Origin of the sequence: Actinoallomurus soli (assembly GCF_024055715.1) — a bacterium.
GTDB lineage: Bacteria > Actinomycetota > Actinomycetes > Streptosporangiales > Streptosporangiaceae > Actinoallomurus > Actinoallomurus soli.
In genome coordinates this window covers 132,158-147,621 of the sequence record NZ_JAMXMV010000015.1, presented here as the reverse complement: position 1 = coordinate 147,621, position 15,464 = coordinate 132,158, and the positions used below count along the sequence as shown (strand labels likewise).

At 71.8% G+C, this 15,464-nt stretch carries 12 protein-coding genes and 1 pseudogene; 5 read left to right on the top strand and 8 right to left on the bottom strand.

Going from position 1 to position 15,464, the window contains the following annotated elements; genetic code table 11:
• The first annotated feature begins 11 nt into the window (after nt 1-11).
• Nucleotides 12-697 (top strand): annotated as a pseudogene (locus NDW01_RS30675) (class I SAM-dependent DNA methyltransferase).
• Between the two features lie 11 nt (nt 698-708).
• Here NDW01_RS30675 and NDW01_RS30670 read toward each other — a convergent pair.
• Both NDW01_RS30670 and NDW01_RS30665 read right to left on the bottom strand, forming a co-directional pair.
• Nucleotides 709-1,080, bottom strand: a complete 372-nt coding sequence (locus NDW01_RS30670) for a hypothetical protein (protein ID WP_252827812.1) — start codon at nt 1,078-1,080, stop codon at nt 709-711.
• A gap of 49 nt (nt 1,081-1,129) precedes the next feature.
• The gene (locus NDW01_RS30665; protein ID WP_252827811.1) at nt 1,130-1,621 is read right to left on the bottom strand and encodes an SPW repeat protein; all 492 of its coding nucleotides are present in this window, start codon (nt 1,619-1,621) and stop codon (nt 1,130-1,132) included.
• 199 nt (nt 1,622-1,820) lie between these two features.
• Here NDW01_RS30665 and NDW01_RS30660 point away from each other — a divergent pair, with 199 nt between their 5' ends.
• A complete protein-coding gene (locus NDW01_RS30660; protein WP_252827810.1) occupies nt 1,821-3,194 on the top strand; it encodes a cytochrome P450 in 1,374 nt (457 codons plus the stop codon).
• On the top strand, nt 3,194-3,991 hold the full coding sequence (locus NDW01_RS30655) for an SDR family NAD(P)-dependent oxidoreductase (protein WP_252827809.1): 798 nt from the start codon (nt 3,194-3,196) through the stop codon (nt 3,989-3,991). Before NDW01_RS30660 ends, NDW01_RS30655 begins: the two co-directional genes overlap by 1 nt.
• 78 nt (nt 3,992-4,069) lie before the next feature.
• Here the strand turns inward: NDW01_RS30655 and NDW01_RS30650 are convergent, their stop codons facing one another.
• Nucleotides 4,070-4,324 carry a hypothetical protein gene (locus tag NDW01_RS30650; protein WP_252827808.1) on the bottom strand — a complete coding sequence of 85 codons (255 nt, stop codon included), beginning with the start codon at nt 4,322-4,324 and terminating at the stop codon, nt 4,070-4,072.
• Between the two features lie 252 nt (nt 4,325-4,576).
• Here NDW01_RS30650 and NDW01_RS30645 point away from each other — a divergent pair, with 252 nt between their 5' ends.
• A complete protein-coding gene (locus NDW01_RS30645) occupies nt 4,577-5,488 on the top strand; it encodes a DNA-processing protein DprA (RefSeq protein WP_252827807.1) in 912 nt (303 codons plus the stop codon).
• A 545-nt stretch (nt 5,489-6,033) separates the two neighbouring features.
• Entirely contained in the window at nt 6,034-6,243 is a 210-nt protein-coding gene (locus tag NDW01_RS30640) for a hypothetical protein (RefSeq protein ID WP_252827806.1), read from the top strand.
• Nucleotides 6,244-6,300: 57 nt separating this feature from the next.
• Here NDW01_RS30640 and NDW01_RS30635 read toward each other — a convergent pair whose 3' ends face one another.
• The 5 genes from NDW01_RS30635 to NDW01_RS30615 form a co-directional block, all read right to left on the bottom strand.
• Nucleotides 6,301-10,656: a glycoside hydrolase family 38 N-terminal domain-containing protein gene (locus tag NDW01_RS30635; protein WP_252827805.1), complete on the bottom strand. Its 4,356-nt coding sequence runs from the start codon at nt 10,654-10,656 to the stop codon at nt 6,301-6,303.
• A gap of 17 nt (nt 10,657-10,673) precedes the next feature.
• Nucleotides 10,674-11,519, bottom strand: a complete 846-nt coding sequence (locus NDW01_RS30630) for a carbohydrate ABC transporter permease (protein ID WP_252827804.1) — start codon at nt 11,517-11,519, stop codon at nt 10,674-10,676.
• Between the two features lie 2 nt (nt 11,520-11,521).
• Entirely contained in the window at nt 11,522-12,442 is a 921-nt protein-coding gene (locus NDW01_RS30625) for a carbohydrate ABC transporter permease (RefSeq protein ID WP_252827803.1), read from the bottom strand.
• Nucleotides 12,443-12,479: 37 nt separating this feature from the next.
• A complete protein-coding gene (locus NDW01_RS30620) occupies nt 12,480-13,826 on the bottom strand; it encodes an extracellular solute-binding protein (RefSeq protein WP_252827802.1) in 1,347 nt (448 codons plus the stop codon).
• Between the two features lie 133 nt (nt 13,827-13,959).
• Complete coding sequence (locus tag NDW01_RS30615) at nt 13,960-15,396, bottom strand: extracellular solute-binding protein (protein ID WP_252827801.1); 1,437 nt, start codon at nt 15,394-15,396, stop codon at nt 13,960-13,962.
• Nucleotides 15,397-15,464: the final 68 nt, after the last annotated feature.

The following is a 15,464-nucleotide window of genomic DNA, read 5'->3' as shown; positions in this document are numbered from 1 at the left end:
ATACTGGCCCCATGGTGCGGTTCGCCGACTTCGACACGCGCGGGTACCGGATGGTGGACGTACGGACCGGTTACGGGCAGTGGGTGAGCACGTACGAGGAGACGGTCGAGGACGTCATGGACCTCGCGCTGCTCGACCGGCTCACCGAGCCCGCCTGGGGATCCGTGCGGCGCGCCGTGGATCTCGGATGCGGCACCGGCCGGACGGCCGCCTGGCTGCGACGGCACGGCGTGACCGCCATCGACGGGGTGGACCTCACCCCCGAGATGCTCGCGGTCGCGCGGTCGAAAGGCGGGCACGACCGGCTGTTCGAGGCCGACGTGACGGCCACCGGCCTCGGCGGCGGCACGTACGACCTGATCATCGCGTCGCTCATCGACGAGCACCTGGCCGACCTGGCGCCGTTCTACGCCGAGGCGTGGCGGCTGGCGGAGCCGGGCGCGCTGTGCGTGATCGTGGCCTTCCACCCGCACTTCATCATGGCGTCCGGGATGCCGACCCATTTCACGAGCGCGTCGGGCGAGCCGATCGCCATCACGACGCATGTGCACCTGCTGAGCGACCACGTCATGGCCGGCGTCTCGTCGAGATGCGCGAGGGCGTCATCGACGATCGCTGGCTCGCCGTGAAACCGAAGTGGGAGCGCTACCGCAACCACCCGATCTCCGCGGCCCTGGTCTGGCGCAAAGACGCCTGACCGGCGGCGGGTCAGGAGTCGTCGTCGCGCTCGGGGTTCTCCAGCCGGAAGAAGTTGCTCGGTGAGCCGTCCGCCCGGTGCTCCTGGTAGATGAAGTTCAGCCCGCGCTCGTCGAACGTCGCGAACCAGTCGTCCCAGGAGATGCTCTCCAGGTCCTGTCCTCCGTAGCCGGGGAAGTCGAGCAGCAGGCGCCCCGGCCTGCCCTCGTACTCGCTCCCGGGCGGCGTCGCCGGATGGGCGTCCCGTTCCTCGGCCCAGTGCCGGATCACCTCGTGGTCGGTGGTCACCAGGCTCTTCCCGGGACGTTCCTCGTGTTGCTCGGGCGAGGTCACATGCTGTTCGTACTTGTGCTCGCCTTTGATCGGGCGGCCTGACTCAGGCATCGTCGGGCCTCTCTTCCCCCGTCGTCCCGTACGGGACGTACGGGCTCGCTCAGATCATTCCGCGACGCGGGGTCGGCCTGCCGGGCATGCCTGCCTGCATCTCTCCCCGCTGCTTCTTGGTCATCATCCCGATCCCGACCGCGCCCAGGCCGAACAGAGTGATCAGGGCGCCGGTGAGCACGTTGCTGACGATGTTCCCGGTCGAGGGACGGGCCCCGCGGACCACCCACGGCGCGATGATCGTCCAGATGCCGAGCAGCGGCACGAGCCAGGCGAGGCCGTGCGTGCGCCCGTACGCCGACGCGAACGCGAGCGCCAGCAGCGAGATCGCGATGCCGGTGATGAGGTCGTTGATGGTGAGCGACGTCGTACGCGCGTGGAAGCCGACGACCCACGGCGAGATGGCCAGGTACAGGCCGCTCAGGAAGGTCAGGCCGTCGAGCGTGTGGGCGGACGTCGTCTCGGCGACGCGGTCGTAACGCGCGCGGAGTGCGGCTATGTCGGGATGTTCCTCCATGCCGGCCATGGGACGCGTGGACATGTGACACCACCTTTTCTTTCGGGGCTAATCAAGTCCTAATTCGCGATTTGCCCGCTGTAACAACGGCAACTCCGGCCGAACGCAACGGTTTCGTCAAATCGGGTGATCTTCGGGTGTTGATCGCATTGCCCGCCGCACCTGGGGGTTTATCGCCGCGTCCGCGGGACATGGCGTCGGGGCGAGGAGTGAAGGAGGACGCATGACGACGACCCAGAGCCCGCCGCGTGCGCAGGCCCCGCCGCGCCGCGCGTCCGTACTCGACACCCTGCGGATCGGGGCCGTCGTGCTGGCGCCGACCATCGCGCGCGGGGTGCTCGCCCGGCGGCCGAGGATCGTGGCGATGGCCGACGCGCTCGACGCCGACCGCAGGGCCGCCCGGCTGCTGCGGCGGATGCGGGCCCGGTACGGCCCCGGGCCCCTGCTGCTGCGCATCCCCGGACGCTCGATCGCCCTGGTCCTCTCGGCCGGCGACGTCCGCCGGGTCCTCACCGGGTCCCCGGAGCCGTTCGCCGCCGCGAACCGGGAGAAGCGCGCGGCGCTGGCACGCTTCCAGCCGCACGGCGTCCTGATCTCCACCGGGGCGGACCGCGCCGACCGCCGCCGGTTCAACGAGGCGGTCCTGGACACGGCCCGCCCCGTGCACCGCATGGCCGACGCGATCACGAGAAAGATCCAGGAGGAGGCCGGAGACCTGCTGGCCGCCGCCGACGCCGACGGGACCCTCACGTGGGACGGGTTCCGGCGGACCTGGTGGCGGCTGGTGCGCCGGATCGTCCTGGGCGACGCGGCCCGCGACGACTCCGAGCTCACCGACCTGCTGACCCGCCTGCGGATGGACGCCAACTGGTCCTTCTTCCACCCCGGCCGCCGGATCGTACGCGAGCGCTTCCAGCGCCGGCTGCGCGAGCACCTGCGGCGGGAGGAGCCGGGTAGCCTCGCCGCGCTCGTCGGCGGCATGCCCACGACGCCCCGCACGGAACCCGCCGACCAGGTGCCCCAGTGGCTGTTCGCCTTCGAACCCGCCGGCATGGCGGTCTTCCGGACCCTGGCCGTGCTGGCGGGCCATCCCGAGCAGGCGGCGCGGGCCCGCGCCGAGATCGACGGCCGGGACCTGTCCCGGCCGCAGGACCTGCCCTACCTGCGCGCCTGCGTCGAGGAGTCCGTACGGCTGTGGCCAACGACCTTGGCCATCCTGCGCGACACCACGACCGAGACCGACTGGGGCGGCACGACGCTGCCCGCGGGAACCGCGCTGGCCATCCTCACCGCGTTCGTCCAGCGTGACGACGAGACGCTGCCCTTCGCCGACCGCTTCGTCCCGGAGATCTGGCTCGACGGCACGGCGAAGGAGAACTGGTCGGTCGTCCCGTTCAGCGGCGGGCCGGTCGAGTGCCCGGGACGCAACCTCGTCGAGCTGGTCGCCGGCACCTTCCTGGCCGTCCTGCTCGAGGACCACGACCATCGCCTGGCGTCCCGGCGGCCGCTCACGCCCGACCGGCCGCTGCCGCGCACGCTCAACCCCTTCGACCTGCGCTTCGACGTCCGTCGCCGCAACGCGGAAAGGATCTCATGATGACCGCACCGACCCGGCCCCTGGCGGTCGTGACCGGAGCGTCCAGCGGCATCGGCCGCGAACTCGCCGACCGGTTCGCCCGCAACGGCTTTGACGTGCTCATCGCCGCCGAGGACGCCGAGCTCGACGCCGCGGCGCGCGAGCTCGAAGGCACCGGCGCCGCCGTGACCGCCGTCCGCGTGGACCTCGCCACCTACGACGGCGTGGAGGAGCTGTACGACGCGATCCGCGCCACCGGCCGTACGCCCGAGGCACTGGCCGTCAACGCGGGCGTCGGCGTCTCCGGGCCGTTCGCCGACAACGACCTGGCCGACGAGCTCCGCCTGGTCAACCTCAACGTCACCTCCGCCGTCCACCTGACCCGGCGGGTGCTGCCCGCCATGCTGGAACGGGGCGCGGGCCGCATCCTGCTCACCTCGTCGATCGCCGCCGTCGGACCCGGCCCGTTCCAGGCGACGTACGCGGCGTCGAAGGCGTTCCTGCGCTCCTTCGGGGGAGCCGTCCGCGAGGAGCTCGGCGATACCGGCGTGACCGTCACGACGCTCATGCCGGGCCCGACCGACACCGGGTTCTTCGAGCGGGCGGAGATGGAGGACACCAGGTTCGGCGCGATGGAGAACAAGGACGACCCGGCGGAGGTGGCCCGCCAGGGCTTCGAGGCGCTCATGGCGGGCAAGCCCGAGGTGGTCGGAGGCTCCCTGCGCAACAAGGTCCAGACCACCGCCTCCAGGGTCATGTCCGAGCCCGTGAAGGCCGAGATGCAGCGCAAACTCACCGAACCCGGCTCCGCCGACTGACGACCGGCGGTTTCCGGACCGACCACCACGGCGGGCTGTTCCGGGCGGAACCGCCCGCCATGGCGGCGCGGTCGGCGGTCAGCGGTCGAGGTAGCAGGCGAAGAGGGTCTGGCGCGGGTGAGTGCCGCACCGGTAGAGACGCGAGGTGAACGTCCAGCCGCCGCCGGACGTGCGCTGGTAGAGCTTGATCGTCTGGTCCTGGGTGGAGATCCGGACCGTGACGTGCCGGGTGACCTTGGTGCTCGCGTCGGCGGTCATGACGAGGGGCAGGGCCGAGGCGGCGGCGATCCCGCCGATGACAGCCAGGCGGGCGAGGATGCGGCTGGTGAGCAAGGGGCGTTCCTCAAGGCGGGGTGGTGATTTCGGGTCGCTGGTGTGACGCCGGTGTCCTCGGCCCGGTTCGCGCCCGGCCGGATCCGACCGCCTCGGACGACGGCTGCGGGAGACGACCGCACCGCCCCCGTGGCGCGGGCCTCGGTCAGGACCCGCGTGACCGCCCAGCTCAGGGCTGATAGATTCGAACGAGTGTGCGATCCCGAAAGACGTGATGTGGATATACCAAGATCACCCTCGTACCCTGGCTCCATGGACGGGGTCGCACGCGGCGAGCAGGCGGCGCTGGTCGCGCTGCTACGCGATCGGCCCGGCGGTATGAGCTGGTCGGAGATCACTGCCGATGTCCTCGAATCGGGCAGCGCCCTGCAGGTGTGGGAGCAGGCCAGGCCGGCCACGCTGATGGCCGTGCCGGGCGAGGATGATCCGCTTGGGGCGGCTGCCGAGGACATCGAGCGGTGGACGAGCCAGGGGCATCGACTGCTGACGATCCTCGATGCCGGATATCCCGCGCGACTGCGCGGCATCCACCAGGCGCCGCCGGTGCTGTTCGCCCGTGGACGTCTGGTTCCCGACGAGGTCGCGGTGTCGGTTGTCGGCTCCCGTCGGGCGTCCGACCGGGGACTGCAGATCGCCGCTCACCTGGCGCGAGAGCTGGTCGCCCGAAATGTGACCGTGCTCGCCGGGCTGGCGCTCGGCATCGACACGGCCGCCCATCGAGCAGCCCTGGACGCCGGCGGCCGCACCGTCGCCATCATCGGCACGGGCATCAACAGGGCGTATCCGGCGACGAACCGTGGGCTGCAGGCGGAGATCGGATCGCGAGGCCTCCTCTTGTCGCAGTTCTGGCCCGACGCTCCGCCCCAGAAGTCCACCTTCCCGATGAGAAACGCCACCATGTCGGGCTACGGAATCGCCACTGTCGTGGTCGAGGCAGGCGAGCAGAGCGGCGCTCGGATTCAGGCACGATTGGCCGTGGAGCACGGTCGCCCGGTGATCCTCACCGACCTGGTCGTCCAGCGCAACGAGTGGGCGAAGGCGCTGATCGGCCGCCCGGGCGTGCACGTCGCCGTGCGGCCGGCCGAGGTTCTGTCGGTCATCGAAGAGCTGATCACGGAGAGTGCGCGGATCGACGCCGAGCTGCTCAGGCTGGTGTCCACTTGAGCGTGCTTCCCCCTGATGCGGAGGCTCGACTCCGCGCTGCCCTCGTGGCAACGGCCGGCGGTTACCTGCGGAACCCCATACGCCAGGCGGGCGCCACCTGCGCCGTCTGTACGACGCCGGTCGCAGGCTTCCGGTACTGCTTCTCGTGCAATGCCCATCGCGTTCATGCCGGGTTAGCCGACGCCGTCGCCCCGTTGACCTACGCGATCGGCCACCGTCAGTCCGGCTACCTCATGCGTGGCTACAAGGCGCGGCCGCCCATCGAGGAACACCGCCGTATCGTGGCCATGCTCCTCCTCCTCGGACTGTCCGCTCATGCGAGATGTGCCGGCGCGCTTCTCGGAGTCACGGTCACGCACTGGACGACCGTGCCGTCGTTGCCCGCGAGACCTGGGGAACATCCTCTGCACCGGCTGGCCAAAGGAACGGCACCCGGGAGAGAGATCCCTCTCATCGCCTCCCCGAAGGTCCCTGATCCCAGAGCGGTGGACCCGGATCACTTCATCGCTGAGACCACCCTTCCCCGTGGCTCTCACGTGCTTGTGATGGAGGACACCTGGGCGCGAGGGGGGCACGCGCAGTCGGCCGCGCTCGCGCTGCGGAAGGCCGGTGCCGATCGAATCTCGGTACTCGTGGTCGCCCGGTGGATCAACGAGGACTTCGCCGACAACCGCAGGTTCGTCAACGACCTCGCGGACAGGGACTTCGACCCGCTGATCTGCCCCTGGACCGGAGCGGTCTGCCCTGACATCTAGGCGACCGTGAGCGCCGAGGGTTCTCGTGGTCGGGACCGCGAGAACCCTCGGCGTAAATCAGTGGGTGACCTCGACCGCGACCGTTTCCGTGTACGTGAGGCGGCCGAAGTACGTCACGCGGACCAACGCCCACCAGGCCCCCGGTCTCGCCGTCCGGGGCGCGTGGAGGCGGAAGGGGACCACCGTCTCGGCGCCCGGCGCGACCTCGAAGCCCGCCGTCCACGGAGTGATCAGGACGTCGGACGCCGGGCCCCACGTGCCGTACGGGCTGATCAGCTGGGCCTCGCCGCGGATCGGAGCGGCGGCGGAGCTGCGCAGCCGCACGGTGATCTCACCGTCGTCCCCCGGCCGGAGACGGGGCGGGGGCGGGGCGAGCTCGACGTGCAGCGGGTCCCCGGCCGGAGCGGCCCCCACCTGGACCGTGACGACGTCCTCGATGATCTGGCCCAGGTCGTCGCGGATGCGGGCGGCTACGAAGTAGGTGCCCGCGGCGGCTCCCGGCGCGTCGACGGTCAGCTCGTATTCGGCGAACTCGCCGGGTGCGAGCCGGTAGTCCGGCGCCGGGCCGGTGACGGTGAGCCCCTCCGGCACGTCCAGCTCGACGCGCCCCGTCGCCTCCCGGCCCGAGGCGGCCACGGTGAGGCGGATGAGCTCGGGACCCGTGAGGGCGATCCGCTGGGGGGACAGGTGCACGGCCGTGGGGAGGCTGCCCAGGGGGGCGGGGCCCTTGTTGTGCAGCCAGTAGCGGCCGAACACCGGCTGGACCGGTTCGGCCTCCGGGCCCAGCGGCGCAGGCCCGGAGGCGCCGGACGCCGGGCGCAGGCGGACCGTGGCGACGTCGGCGGCGCCCAGCGGGATCTCGGCCGCCCCGTCCACAGGCGCCGCCTCGCCTACGGGCGCCACCCGGTCCGCAGGCGCCGCCTCGCCTACGGGCGCCGCGCCGTCCACGGAGGCCGTCGCGTTCACCGGCGCCGCGCCGCCCACCCCTGCCGCCCCGTCCACGCGGGCGGTTCCGGCCACCGGCGCCGACTCGTCGTCGGATTCCAGCAGGTCGGTGCGGTGGGCGTCCGTGATGCCGGTGAAGAGACCGATCCGGGCCGTGGCCGGGCGGCCGGCCGACTCGTAGACGCGGACCGTGACGCCGTCGGCGGGGTCGGCCTGGTCCGGGCGGGCGGCGGCGAGGGGGTTGCCGGCCGGCTTGAGCGCGGACAGCAGGACGTTGTCCGGCTCGACCGTCACCAGGCCGCCGCGGGGGGCGGGTTCGCCGGGATGGGCGGTGGCGGGCCGGGCCAGGACGGCGTGGTTGTACTCCTGGCCGGCCCGGACGAACCCGGCGGCGCGCCAGTCGCCCGCTCCGGCCGTCAGGGAGTAGCCGAAGGTGTGGTTCCAGTGCTGCCACGACAGGCTCGACCCGTCGGGCGCCGTGCGCAGCGGGCCGTCGATCCACACGCCGCTCGGCCAGGTGCTGCAGGCGCGCATCAGGTTGAGGTACACCCGGCCGTCCGGCGTGGTGACCGTGCCGGGCAGGCCGGCGTTCAACAGCGCGACCGACCGGCCCGCGTACGGCGCGTCGCTCCCGGCCGTTCCGGCCGGGCGCCGTACGTCGATGGTCGCGTCGGCGAGGTCGGCGCACAGGTCCGCGACGTCGCCGGCGACGATCAGCACGGGCAGGTCGCGTGCGCCGCGCACGTCGGTGTCCGGGACCCACACCTCGGCGAGGGGGCGGGCGGCGGGCACGAACACCCGGCCGTGCTCGGCCAGCGCCGCCGCGTACGCCGGGTCCGCGGCGGACAGGACCTCGGCGGCGAAGGCGTTCTCGTCCGGGCCGCCGAGGACGACGCGGGTATCGGGGAGGTTCGAGTCGACGTCGAGCGCGCCGTAGCGTGGGCCGTCCGGGCGGCCGAACGTCGCGGTCACGCCCTGCGCGGCCAGCGCGGCCAGGACCGTACGCGCGGGCGCGCCCTCGTCGGTGCCGATCACCTCGGCGACGCCGACCGCGTGCTCCTCCCGGGAGCCGTCGTCGCCGGTCAGCGCGATCCGCACGGTCGCGCTGAGCGCGGTCCAGGTGTGCGCCGGGTTGTCCAGCGTCCACAGGCTCTCGGCGGTGTCGGCGTCCGGGAAGCCGAACGGCCGGCCGATCGCGGCGAAGCCCACCTCGGCGACGGGGCGGCCGCCGGGGACGTCCAGGTCGAAGCCCACGCGCAGCAGGTGGTCCCGCCCGATCGAGCCGCCGACGTGGGTGCGGAAGTCGACCCGGTCGACGCCGTCCCACAGCAGGACCTCACCGGTGATCGTCAGCCCGTCCAGGGTCGTCTCGGTGACGATCCGGCGGCCGATCGGGCACTCCTCGACCCGTACGGACGCCGAGCGCGCGCCGGTGCCGTGGCCGGGACCCGCCGGCAGCAGGTGCCAGGGGCCCTCGCCCCAGGTCGGGTGGGTCGGATGCTCCTCCTGGAGGTAGAGCTCGCCGCCCAGCCCGCCCGGCCGGATCAGCTCGTCGCCCGTCCGCAGATCGCGGATCGAGGTCAGGGCGCCGCCGCGTTCCGGGTCGGCGGTCACCGCGAACGCGGCGTTCCGCGCCTCGGCTCCGGTGGACGGCGTCCAGCCCGCGGGCAGGTCGCCGGCGTCGACGACGTGGTAGATCCGGTAGCCGAGCGAGGGCACCGCGCGGGCGAGGAAGGTCAGCGTGACCTCCTCGACGCCGCCGCCCTCCGCGGTCCGTACACCCTCGGCGAGGCAGGGGACCGGCTCGCCCGCGTCGTCGACGAGGCGCAGCCCGGGGCGCGGCTCGTCGAAGGTCAGCCGCACGGTGGTGATGCCGTCGCGGGCCCAGGACAGGGTGTTCGCCACGATCACCGGGCGGCCCGGACCGGTCGTGTCGGCCCGCGCGGCGAGGTGGTCGAGGGCGGCGGCGCGGACGGTGTCGCCCAGCTCGTACGCCTCGCGCCAGCCGCCGAGCAGGTCGACGTACACCTGGTCGGACTCGCTGCCGGTGATCGCGTCGTGGTGGGCGCCGTACGCGAGCAGCCGCCACGCCTTGTCCACGGCCTCGGCCGGGTACGCCGCGCCGGTGAGCGCGGCGAGCGTGGCGAGGCGTTCGGCGTCGAGGACCGCGACCTCGGCGGCCCGCTGCGCCTGCTTGGTGTCGATGTAGGAGACGTCCTTGCCGGTGTAGACCGGGTTCATGTCGCGGGTCTGCGGCACCGGCACGGCGCGGCGTTCGCCCAACTCTGCACGGACGGCGGCGAAGAACTCCTTGGGCAGCCCGACGACGAAGCGCGGCCAGACGTAGCGCTTGTTCCAGTCCCGGTGGACCTCGGTGCTCCACCGGGACGGGATCACGTGGTCGCCGCCGACCGGCAGCAGGACGTTGCGGGTGGCCGCGACCGGGCGCAGCTCGCCGAACTGCGTGTACGCCAGGTCCGTGGCCTCCTCCAGCGTGCGGGCCTGCTCCTCCATGACCCAGCCGGCGCTGTAGTGGTTGGCCATGTACGCGGTCAGCAGGCCCCGGCCGCTCGGGGAGATCCACTCGAACTCGGCCGGGAACTGCATGCGCTCGTTGTCGCCGACGTGGCGGTTCGGGCCCCACATGTGGAACGGGCCGCGCGCCCAGGCGGAGGAGGTGAGCCCGGCGTCGGCCATCAGCCCCGGATAGGCGGGGTCGTGCCCGAACACGTCGAGCATCCACGCCGAGCGCGGGTCGCCGCCGACGACGTCGCGCTGGTGGCCGATGCCGTACACGGCGTTGCGGATCGTGGACTCGGGGTGGGTGAGGTTGGTGTTCGGCTCGTTGTAGTTGCCGCCGACGATCTCGATCCGGTCCTCGGCCAGGAACCTCCGCAGGTCCGCGCGGTCCTCTGGGTACACGTCCCAGTACGGCTTGAGGTAGTCGACCTCGGCCAGGACGAACTTGTAGTCCTCGTCACGCCGGGCCGCGTCCAGATGGGCACGGACCAGGTCCAGCGCGGTCCTGACGAACGTCGGCCGGCGTTCCTCGGCGGCGGGCAGGTCGTACCAGGTCTCGGTGAACCCGGCCTGGGTGTTCCACCAGACCGGGTCGTAGTGGAAGTGGGAGACCATCCACATGGTCCAGCCGGTGACGGCGGCGACGATCTCGCCGTCGAGGGTCGCGCGGTCCTGGCCCGAGGTCTCGGCGACGGCGGTGACGCGGCGGACGGCGCCCTCGGTGACGGGCTCGGCGAGGCGTACGCCGACCTCGGCGACCAAAGTCTCGCCGGGGTCCAGGCGGGTGACGACGGTGGGCTCGGGGGTGCTCACGGCCGGGCCGGTGAGCGAGACCCGGATCTCGGTCAGGGGGGAGTCGGCCCCGGTCAGCGTCACGCGGACGATCTGACGGGGATGCGACGTCGAACCGGCGAACAGGTCGGTCGGCTCGATGGCGGCGATGCGCATGAAGGCTTTCCTCCGGCTCAGCCCTTGACGGCGCCCTGCATCGCGAACGCGTTGCCCAGCGTGCGCTGGGCGACGGCGTAGAGCAGGACGACGGGCAGCGAGTACAGGATCGAGAAGGCGGCCAGCAGCCCGTAGGAGGCGTACCCGCCCTGGGTTCCGAAGTACTGGTAGATGGCCACGGCGGCCGGTTGTTTCGCGGGATCGATGAGCAGGATGAACGGGACGAAGAAGTTGCCCCAGGTGAGCGCGAAGGTGAAGGTGAACACCACGGTCGTGCCCGGCACCATGAGGGGCAGCACGATCCGCAGCAGGGCCCGTAGGCCGGAGGCGCCGTCCACCCACGCCGCCTCCTCCAGGGAGATCGGCACGTCGTCCATGAAGTTCTTCATCATCCAGATCGCCATCGGCAGCCCCGTGGCGGTCAGGAACAGTGTGGTGGCCGGAATCGAGTCGAGCAGGTCCAACTGGACGAACAGGCCGTACACCGGAACCATGATCGCCGTGACCGGGAGGCACGTCGCGAAGATCAGCCCCAACAGGATCGGACGCCCGAACCGCTGGCTGTACCGCGACAGCGGATAGGCCGCCGGGGCGGCCAGGAGCAGGGTGAGTAGCGCGGCGCCCATCGACAGCACCAGGCTGTTGGCCAGCGCGTGCAGGTTGTCGCCGGTGAGCACGTCGGTGAAGTTCCGCAGCGTCAGCCGGTCGGGGATGGACGTGCTCAGAGTCGGCTGTTCGGAGATCGAGGCGAGGAACAGCCACCCGAAGGGCAGCAGGAAGGCCAGCCCCACCAGCGCGAGCATCAGGTACGCGACCGCCGCGACGGCGCGTCGTCGGGGAGCCGTCGGAGACGGAACCGGCATCGTCACACCTCCTTGCGCATGCCCCGCAGGTACACGATCGAGAAGAGCCCGCCGACGGCGAGCAGGACGATCGCCAGCGCGGCGCCGTAGCCGAGGTGGTAGAACTTGAACGCCTCCTGGTACATGTAGATCGGCAGCGTCTGGCTCTTGGTCCCCGGGCCGCCGCCCGTCATCACGAAGATGAGGGTGAAGACCCCCAGCGTCTGCAGGGTGATCGTCATGAGGTTCGTCAGCATCGCCCGCCGCATCAGCGGCAGCGTGATGTGCCGCAGCCGCGCGAATGCCGACGCGCCGTCCACCGCGGCGGCCTCCAGCAGCTCATCGGGCACGTTCGACAGCGCCGCCGAGTAGACGAGCATGGAGAACGCCGTGCCCCGCCAGATGTTGGCGATGGTCACCGAGGCCAGCGGCATCGAGTACAGCCAGCTCTTCCCGTGCAGGCCGACGGCGTGCAGGATCGCGTTCAGGGTGCCGGTGTCGGACAGGAACGCGTACCACATGAACCCGGCGACCAGCTCCGGCAGCACCCAGGCGCCGACGACGATGATGCCCACCACCGTGCGGACGATCCGGCGCCGGCCGTTCATCAGCAGCGCCAGGATGAGACCGCCGATGTTCTGCCCGATGATCGCGGATCCGATGAGGAAGACGACGGTCAGCCACAGGGACTTGGTGAACGTCGGGTCGGAGAACATCTGCCGGTAGTTGCGCAGGCCCACCAGGTGGGGCGTGCTGGCGCCCGCGCCGGTCAGCGCGATGTCGGTGAACGACGCGTAGACGCACCACAGGATCGGCCCGACGAAGAACAGCGCGAGCAGGCCGAAGGCGGGCACCAGCGGCAGCGCCCGTCCGGCGGCCCGCCGCCCGCGCCGGGCGGGCGGGCGGCGGGTGGCGGTGCGCTCGGGCAGGTCCACGGCGACCATCAGGGCGTCCCCTCGGTGCGGGAGCGCGTGCGGCGCATCAGGACTTCGCCTCCACCTTGTCCGGCCCGGCGATCTGCTTGACCTGACCGGCGAAGTCGTTCATCGCGGACCGGGGGGAGGCCTGGTTGGTAACGACGGCCTCGGTCGCGGCCTGCAGTTGGTTGGAGATCTGCGGGTAGACGCTGTACGCGGGCCGGTACTGCGTGACGGACACCAGGTCGGTCCAGAACTTCTGGGTCGGGTTGCCCTCCAGGTACTTCGGGTCCGCGGCGACGTCGTTGCGCACCGACACCTGCGTCGCCTTGATGTAGAAGAACAGGGAGTTCTCCTTGTTCAGGGCGAGCTGCACGAGCTTCCAGGCGGCCGACGGGTTCTTGGTGCGGGCGCCGACCGACAGCAGCCAGCCGCCGGACAGCGACACCTTGCCGGGAGCCTGGCCGTTCTGGGTGGGCATGGCCGCGGTGCCGAGGACGCTGGACCACTGCGGCCAGGCGTTCGCCCCGCCGGGGATCCACGCCTGCGGCAGCCACGAGCCGTCGAGGGCGATGGCGAGCTTGCCCTTCGGCAGCTCCTGCCCGCCGACGTTGTCGCTCCAGTGCGGGTCGAGGGCCTGCTGCTGCGTGGGTCCGAGCCCGGAGGAGTAGACCGTCTTGAGGAAGTCGAAGGCGGCGCCCATGCCCCTGCTCGGCACGACCCACTTCTTGGTCTGGTCGTCGTACAGCTTGTCGTCGGTGCCGTACAGCAGCATCTCGAAGCCCTGCATGGAGGACGCCTCGCCGACGCCCTTGCCCGCGTAGACGTTGAGCGGGATCACGCCGGGGACCCTTGCCTTGATCTGCCGGGCCGCGGCGAGGATGTCGTTCCAGGTCTTCGGCTGCCAGTTCGCCGGGAGCCCGGCCTTGGCGAAGATCTGCTTGTTGAACCAGAGGCCGCGGGTGTCGGTGCCCATCGGAACGCCGTACGTGTGGCCGTCGGCCGCCCGGCCCGCGGCCTTGGCCGCGTCGACGAACTGCGACCAGTCCGGCCAGGACTTGAGATCGTCGTCGAGCGGCATGAGGAAGCGCGCCTCGGCGTCGGAGTTCACGAAGAAGGTGTCCTCGTAGGCGACGTCCGGGGCGGTCTTGGGAGACCGCCGCATGAGGTTGAGCTTCGTGTAGTAGGAGTTCTCATCCGCCTCGATCGGGATGAGCTTGAGCTTGAGGCCGGGATTCTGCTGTTCGAAGACGGGCTTGATCTTCTTGAACAGCTCGTCGGCACCGATGAAGTTGCCGAACTTCTGGTACGCGACCTTGATCGTTTTGCTGTCCGAGGATCCGCCGCCGCAGGCGCTCGCCGTCGCCGCGACCATGACCGCCGTCATCACGAGGGCTGACTTCCGCCGCATGTGCGCTCCCTCCAGGGGGATTTGCCACTGTGCTGTGGCAAATGTGAAAGCTGGAGCGTTCCACGTCAAGAGGGGCGGGCGAATGGGTTACGAACGCGTTACGTCGGCCGGTCGGGCGCGTGCGGATCGGCGGTCAGGCGCGGACGACGGGGAGGCCCGTGATCGCGCTGATCCGGTCGGCGGCCAGGGCGACGCCCGCCGCCGGGCTCCACCGCCGGGTCAGCACGCCTTCGAGCAGCGTCTGGAGCTGCGCGGAGACCAGGGCGTACACCGGCGCCGACGGCCGCATGACCGCGTGCTCCAGCAGCGCCGCCGTCTGGGCGTGGAACGGCGAGACCGGCGCCATGGCGTCGAGCACGCTGCGGCGCGGCGGGAGCTGGCCGGTCTCCGCGCACAGGTCCGCCAGGCGCTTCGGAGCCGTCGCCGCGCGCAGCAGCCGCATCGCCAGCCGAGGGTTCCGTGCCTGGCGCGGGATGCAGTAGACCATCCCGCCGCACAGGATCGCCGGCGGCCCGTGCGGGCCCGCGGGCAGCGGAACGAACCCGAACCGCTCGCCCACCTCGGGCAGCGCGGTGCCGGTCTCGGCGGCGATCAGCTCGGCGTGGTAGCTCGCGCCGACGAACAGGTCCGCGCGCCCGGCCGCCAGCAGCCGGGCCGCCCGGTGCCGGTCGTAGGTCACCACCTCGGCCGGCAGGACCCCGTCGTCGACGAGCCGGCGCAGGAACCGCAGCGTCTCCACGGCGGCGGGGGAGTCGAGCGTCACCGCGTCGGCGGTGAAGATCGTCGCGCCGTTCGCGGCGAGCAGGCCGACCAGCGCGTACGTCGCCGTCTCCGTCGCGGCCGGGCCGCCGGGCATCACCAGGGCGTACCGGTCGCGGGGGAGGCCGGCGGCGAGCGCACGGCCCAGGGCGCGCAGCTCACGCCAGGTGCCGGGCGGGGAGGCGCCCACGGCGTCCAGGGCCTCCCGGCGGTACCACAGGCCGGTGACGTCCGCCTGGGCCTGGACGGCCACGATGCCGTCGCCGGCCAGGCGGTACGCGTCGGCGAACGGCGGCAGGAAGTCGGCGTCGTGCTCGGCGACCCACTCGGGGTCGAGCTCGCCGATCGGCGTGAGCATGTGGGACTCGGCGAACTCCGCCACCCAGACGGAGTCGACCAGCGCCAGGTCCGGGCCCCGTCCCTCGGCGATCGCCCGGCGGAACATCGCTCGCAGCTCGCTCAGCGGCGCCGACGTGATCGACAGCCGCAGGTCGTTGCCGGCCGCCTCCCTCAGCTGGTCCTCCCACGCCTGGTCGCAGGTCATCACCGACACCTCCGGAGCCGCGCGCAGCGCGCGCATCCACTCCGGGTTCACGAACGTGCCACGGCGCCGGTGCCGCACGACGACCCCCTCGGCCGCCAGCTCCGACAGCGCCCGCGCCACCGGCGTACGGCTCAGGCCGTACTCCGCGCACAGGGCGTGCTCGGTGGGCAGCCTGCCGTCCGCGCCGTAGTGACCGCTCTCGATGTCGGCGAGAAGGCGCCGCTTCAGGCGGTAGTAGGCGGGCAGAGGCTGCTGCGCGATGTCCATGGACGTCCTCGGTCGGGGATCAGGCCCAGCATATTTGTCGTCCACAGACGACAAATAACCTGTGGAGC

What these genes read in the sequence shown, in the direction of transcription:
- NDW01_RS30670 (WP_252827812.1), bottom strand. Translation starts at nt 1,080, where the DNA reads ATGCCTGAGTCAGGCCGCCCGATCAAAGGCGAGCACAAGTACGAACAG.
- NDW01_RS30665 (WP_252827811.1), bottom strand. Translation starts at nt 1,621, where the DNA reads ATGTCCACGCGTCCCATGGCCGGCATGGAGGAACATCCCGACATAGCC.
- NDW01_RS30660 (WP_252827810.1), top strand. Translation starts at nt 1,821, where the DNA reads ATGACGACGACCCAGAGCCCGCCGCGTGCGCAGGCCCCGCCGCGCCGC.
- NDW01_RS30655 (WP_252827809.1), top strand. Translation starts at nt 3,194, where the DNA reads ATGACCGCACCGACCCGGCCCCTGGCGGTCGTGACCGGAGCGTCCAGC.
- NDW01_RS30645 (WP_252827807.1), top strand. Translation starts at nt 4,577, where the DNA reads ATGGACGGGGTCGCACGCGGCGAGCAGGCGGCGCTGGTCGCGCTGCTA.
- NDW01_RS30640 (WP_252827806.1), top strand. Translation starts at nt 6,034, where the DNA reads ATGGAGGACACCTGGGCGCGAGGGGGGCACGCGCAGTCGGCCGCGCTC.
- NDW01_RS30635 (WP_252827805.1), bottom strand. Translation starts at nt 10,656, where the DNA reads ATGCGCATCGCCGCCATCGAGCCGACCGACCTGTTCGCCGGTTCGACG.
- NDW01_RS30630 (WP_252827804.1), bottom strand. Translation starts at nt 11,519, where the DNA reads ATGCCGGTTCCGTCTCCGACGGCTCCCCGACGACGCGCCGTCGCGGCG.
- NDW01_RS30625 (WP_252827803.1), bottom strand. Translation starts at nt 12,442, where the DNA reads ATGGTCGCCGTGGACCTGCCCGAGCGCACCGCCACCCGCCGCCCGCCC.
- NDW01_RS30620 (WP_252827802.1), bottom strand. Translation starts at nt 13,826, where the DNA reads ATGCGGCGGAAGTCAGCCCTCGTGATGACGGCGGTCATGGTCGCGGCG.
- NDW01_RS30615 (WP_252827801.1), bottom strand. Translation starts at nt 15,396, where the DNA reads ATGGACATCGCGCAGCAGCCTCTGCCCGCCTACTACCGCCTGAAGCGG.